Origin of the sequence: Bifidobacterium sp. UTCIF-1 (genome assembly GCF_006408915.1) — a bacterium.
In the GTDB taxonomy this organism is placed as follows: domain Bacteria; phylum Actinomycetota; class Actinomycetes; order Actinomycetales; family Bifidobacteriaceae; genus Bifidobacterium; species Bifidobacterium reuteri.
Window position 1 is genome coordinate 1 of the sequence record NZ_JFAG01000041.1, and the last position, 4,923, is coordinate 4,923.

At 60.9% G+C, this 4,923-nt stretch carries 2 rRNA genes; both read left to right on the forward strand.

Going from position 1 to position 4,923, the window contains the following annotated elements:
- Nucleotides 1-5 precede the first annotated feature (5 nt).
- A 16S ribosomal RNA gene (locus BW09_RS10725) occupies nucleotides 6-1,530 on the forward strand.
- Between the two features lie 436 nt (nucleotides 1,531-1,966).
- Nucleotides 1,967-4,923 (forward strand): 23S ribosomal RNA (locus BW09_RS10730); the annotation flags it as partial.

Consider the following 4,923-nt stretch of genomic DNA (forward strand, 5'->3'; position numbering starts at 1 on the left):
GTTTTTTTGTGGAGGGTTCGATTCTGGCTCAGGATGAACGCTGGCGGCGTGCTTAACACATGCAAGTCGAACGGGATCCCTGGTTTCGGCCGGGGTGAGAGTGGCGAACGGGTGAGTAATGCGTGACCAACCTGCCCCATGCTCCGGAATAGCTCCTGGAAACGGGTGGTAATGCCGGATGCTCCGATGGGCCGCATGGCTTGTCGGGAAATGCTTTCGTGGCATGGGATGGGGTCGCGTCCTATCAGCTTGACGGCGGGGTGACGGCCCACCGTGGCTTTGACGGGTAGCCGGCCTGAGAGGGCGACCGGCCACATTGGGACTGAGATACGGCCCAGACTCCTACGGGAGGCAGCAGTGGGGAATATTGCACAATGGGCGCAAGCCTGATGCAGCGACGCCGCGTGCGGGATGGAGGCCTTCGGGTTGTAAACCGCTTTTATCGGGGAGCAAGCCTTCGGGTGAGTGTACCCGGTGAATAAGCGCCGGCTAACTACGTGCCAGCAGCCGCGGTAATACGTAGGGCGCAAGCGTTATCCGGATTTATTGGGCGTAAAGGGCTCGTAGGCGGTTCGTCGCGTCCGGTGTGAAAGTCCATCGCTTAACGGTGGATCCGCGCCGGGTACGGGCGGGCTTGAGTGCGGTAGGGGAGACTGGAATTCCCGGTGTAACGGTGGAATGTGTAGATATCGGGAGGAACACCAATGGCGAAGGCAGGTCTCTGGGCCGTTACTGACGCTGAGGAGCGAAAGCGTGGGGAGCGAACAGGATTAGATACCCTGGTAGTCCACGCCGTAAACGGTGGATGCTGGATGTGGGGCGCGTTCCACGCGTTCCGTGTCGGAGCCAACGCGTTAAGCATCCCGCCTGGGGAGTACGGCCGCAAGGCTAAAACTCAAAGAAATTGACGGGGGCCCGCACAAGCGGCGGAGCATGCGGATTAATTCGATGCAACGCGAAGAACCTTACCTGGGCTTGACATGTTCCCGACGACGGCAGAGATGTCGTTTCCCTTCGGGGCGGGTTCACAGGTGGTGCATGGTCGTCGTCAGCTCGTGTCGTGAGATGTTGGGTTAAGTCCCGCAACGAGCGCAACCCTCGCCCCGTGTTGCCAGCGCGTTATGGTGGGAACTCACGGGGGACCGCCGGGGTTAACTCGGAGGAAGGTGGGGATGACGTCAGATCATCATGCCCCTTACGTCCAGGGCTTCACGCATGCTACAATGGCCGGTACAGCGGGATGCGACACGGTGACGTGGAGCGGATCCCTGAAAACCGGTCTCAGTTCGGATCGGAGCCTGCAACCCGGCTCCGTGAAGGCGGAGTCGCTAGTAATCGCGGATCAGCAACGCCGCGGTGAATGCGTTCCCGGGCCTTGTACACACCGCCCGTCAAGTCATGAAAGTGGGCAGCACCCGAAGCCGGTGGCCTAACCCGTATGGGGGGGAGCCGTCTAAGGTGAGGCTCGTGATTGGGACTAAGTCGTAACAAGGTAGCCGTACCGGAAGGTGCGGCTGGATCACCTCCTTTCTACGGAGATTTTCAGGATGCCGTGTGGCGTCCGTTTCGCCCCTTGGGCCGGGATGCTCCCGGCCGTGCGGGGGGTTGCTGGTGTGGAAGAGATCGGATTCGGCTCGCCTGTGTGCCTGTCGTGGGCGTGTGGGGGTGGTATGGGCGCGTTCTTGGGTTCCCGGGCCGCCACGCCGGGTGTTTGGCCTGGTGCGGGTGCCCTGCCCCGCTCGGGCTTGCGTGCGTGATTGGTTTCGCGTGTGCGGGCTTGTGTGGGTGCGGTGGTGGTTTGAGAACTGGAGAGTGGACGCGAGCGAGCATCCGGGTGTGTCCCGGGTGTCTCGTTGTTGATTTCGTTCGGACTCCAAGGCTTTGGTCTTGGTGTTCGTTTGCGATCGTTTTGTGATCTGATGTTGTCGATGATTTGTCGTCTGGCATTGTGTCGTTGCTTGCGGGCCGTGTGGCTTGCAAGGGCGTGTGGTGGATGCCTTGGCAGACAGGACCGATGAAGGACGTGTGGGGCCGCGATAGGCCTCGGGGAGCCGCCGACAGGGCTTTGATCCGAGGATTTCCGAATGGGGGAACCCGCCAGCCGTCATGGGCTGGCACCGGCTTGGCCGGGGGGTACGCAGGGAAGTGAAACATCTCAGTACCTGCAGGAGAGGACACTCCGTGAGTAGTGGCGAGCGAAAGCGGATCAGGCTAAACCGTGTGCGTGTGATACCCGTCGGGGGTTGCGTGTGCGGTGTTGTGGGAGCGTGTGCGCCGGTCCCGACGGGCCGGCCGGCGGTGAGAAATCCATGTGCTAGGGGAACCGGGTTGGATACCGGGCCGTAGAGGGTGATGGCCCCGTACCCGAATGCGCGTGGACCGTCGATCGTGTTTTCCCGAGTAGCGCGGGTCCCGTGGAACCCCGTGTGAATCCGCCCCGACCGTGGGGCAAGCCTAAGTATTCCTGTCTGACCGATAGCGTACTAGTACCGTGAGGGAAAGGTGAAAAGCACCCCGGGAGGGGAGTGAAAGAGTTCCTGAAACCGTGCGCCTACGATCCGTCGGAGCCTCTTCAAGGGGTGACGGCGTGCCTATCGAAAAATGAGTCTGCGAGTCAGTGGCGGGTGGCGAGCGTAAGCCGTGTGGCGGACGCGTAGCGAAGGCGAGTCTCAAAAGGCGTTGAGTCGCCCGTCCTGGACCCGAAGCGGGATGATCTAGCCCTGGGCAGGTTGAAGCGCGGGTAAGACCGTGTGGAGGACCGGACCCACCTGGGTTGAAAACCGGGGGGATGACCTGGGGCTAGGGGTGAAAGGCCAATCAAATTCCGTGATAGCTGGTTCTCTCCGAAATGCATTTGGGTGCAGCGTCGGGTGAGTGCTTGCGGGGGGTAGAGCTACTGGATGCTTGAGGGCCCGTACTGGGTACCGACAGCAACCAAACTCCGAATACCCGTCAAGTGTATCCCGGCGGTGAGTCGGCGGGGGATAAGCTCCGTCGTCGAGAGGGAGACAGCCCAGACCGTCGTCTAAGGTCCCCAAGCGCGTGCTAAGTGGGAAAGGATGTGGAGTCGCATAGACAGCCAGGAGGTTGGCTCAGAAGCAGCCATCCTTGAAAGAGTGCGTAACAGCTCACTGGTCTAGTGGTTCCGCGCCGACAATGTAGCGGGGCTCAAGCACGCCACCGAAGACGCGGCAATGGTAGTTTTTACTGTTGGGTAGGAGAGCGTCCCCCGAGGGGCGAAGCGGCGGCGTGAGCCTGCCGTGGACTTCGGGGGAGTGAGAATGCAGACATGAGTAGCGAGAGGCGGGTGAAGATCCCGTCCGCCGGATGACCAAGGGTTCCAGGGCCACGTTCATCGTCCCTGGGTGAGTCGGGTCCTAAGGCGAGGCCGACAGGCGTAGTCGAATGGATGAACGGGTTGATATTCCCGTACCGGCTTGCGACCGAACAGACCGAGGCCGTGAGTACTAACCTCCGGCCGGTCCCCATCCGTCCTTCGGGACGGTGGCGGGTCCGGTCGCCGGGACCGTAACGGTAGTAGGTGAGCGCAGGAGTGACACGGAAGGGCAGCCGGCCCGGGAGGTGGTTTTCCCGGGCCAAGCATTCGGCCCGTCCCCCAGGCAAATCCGGGGGGCGTATGGGTGAGGTGCGATGGGACGCGCGTTGAGCGTGGATCCGGTGGTCCCGGCCGTCGAGAAAAGCTTCGGCGTGAGGGCGCATGCCGCCCGTACCCCAAACCGACACTGGTGGTCAGGTAGAGAATACCAAGGCGATCGAGCGAATCCTGGTCAAGGAACTCGGCAAATCACTCCCGTTCCTTCGGTTCAAGGGAGGCCCCCGATGGTGAAAGGACTTGCTCCTGGAGCTGTTGGGGGTGGCACAGACCAGGGGGTAGCGACTGTTTACCAAAAACACAGGTGCATGCGAAGGCGCAAGCCGCTGTATATGCACTGACGCCTGCCCGGTGCCGGAAGGTTAAGAGGATCCGTCATCCCTTCGGGGGGCAGCGGTGAATTCAAGCCCCGGTAAACGGCGGTGGTAACTATAACCATCCTAAGGTAGCGAAATTCCTTGTCGGGTAAGTTCCGACCTGCACGAATGGCGTAACGACTTCCCCACTGTCTCGACCAGGAGCTCGGCGAAATTGCAGTACGAGTAAAGATGCTCGTTAAGCGCAGAAGGACGAAAAGACCCCGGGACCTTTACTATACCTTGGTATTGGCATTCGGTGTGGATTGTGTAGCATAGGCGGGAGACCGTGAGGCGTGGTCGCCAGACCACGTGGAGTCGCAAGGTGAAATACCGCTCTGTTCGCATTGGATGTCTCACCACGACACGTGATCCGTGTCTGGGACAGTGCCTGGCGGGTAGTTTAACTGGGGCGGTTGCCTCCCAAAGAGTAACGGAGGCGCCCAAAGGTCACCTCAGCCCGGTTGGCAATCGGGTGGCGAGTGCAAGTGCACAAGGTGGCTTGACTGCGAGACTGACGGGTCGAGCAGGGACGAAAGTCGGGACTAGTGATCCGGTGCCGGTGTACGGACGCGGCATCGCTCAACGGATAAAAGGTACCCCGGGGATAACAGGCTGATCATTCCCAAGAGTCCATATCGACGGGATGGTTTGGCACCTCGATGTCGGCTCGTCGCATCCTGGGGCTGGAGCAGGTCCCAAGGGTTCGGCTGTTCGCCGATTAAAGCGGCACGCGAGCTGGGTTCAGAACGTCGTGAGACAGTTTGGTCTCTATCCTCTGCGCTCGTTGGAATGTTGAGGAGGCCTGCCCATAGTACGAGAGGACCTGGGTGGACGAACCTCTGGTATGCCGGTTGTCGCGCCAGCGGCACGGCCGGTTGGCCACGTTCGGAAGGGATAACCGCTGAAAGCATCTAAGCGGGAAGCCTGCTCCAAGATAAGCATTCCTACAGG